General features: G+C 58.9%; 1 pseudogene. It reads right to left on the bottom strand.

What is annotated here, in order from left to right:
- Positions 1–657: pseudogene (locus RCCGE510_RS34410) on the bottom strand (helicase-related protein); the annotation flags it as partial.

The raw sequence follows: 657 nt of genomic DNA, 5'->3' as shown, positions 1-657 counted from the left end.
CATCGGTGCGTGGGCCGCTGCGGCTAGCGCTGGCTGATCGATAATGGCGTGAATTTCCTGTTTCAGCGGGTAGCCGGCTCCCGCCAGATCAAGGATTTCGGGGATGTCCGGCGACAAGGCGAGCTTCGCTTCGGCGAGCCAAATGGCATGCAGGTGCGAACGCACAAGCTCTTCGTTGGTGATGTCGAGTGCGGGCGGACGGACAACGCCGGCCACCATTTCATTGCGGCGCTCGAAAAAATATTGATCGTGCGGCGATTGAGCGGCGCAGTAGGTAACGATGACGGCAGCCTGTCCGGAGCGGCCAGCACGGCCAGCGCGCTGCGCATAGTTCGCCGGCGTCGGCGGCACGTTACGCAGATAGACAGCGTTGAGCGCCGAGATGTCGACACCAAGTTCCATAGTCGGAGAACAGAAGAGAGCGGGTAAAAACTGTTCCGACTCTCCCATTGCATTGAGTTCGGCTGCATTCTGGGCGAGGTTTTGCCGATCTTCTTTCTCGTACCTGAAGCGCCACTCGCGCCACTCGCGCTGTTTCTGTGACACCTGAGCCGTATGTTCACGACCCTCAAGTCCCCAAAAACTGCTCCCACCGCCTTTTCAGATCAGCGGCAATGTGATGATAGAGATCGTGGAAGTAGCGGTTTCCTTGCGCCG

The sequence above is a fragment of the Rhizobium sp. CCGE 510 genome (assembly GCF_000292525.1).
Taxonomy (GTDB): domain Bacteria; phylum Pseudomonadota; class Alphaproteobacteria; order Rhizobiales; family Rhizobiaceae; genus Rhizobium.
Note: the sequence above shows the minus strand (reverse complement) of the source record. Positions and strands in the feature narration are given on the sequence as shown.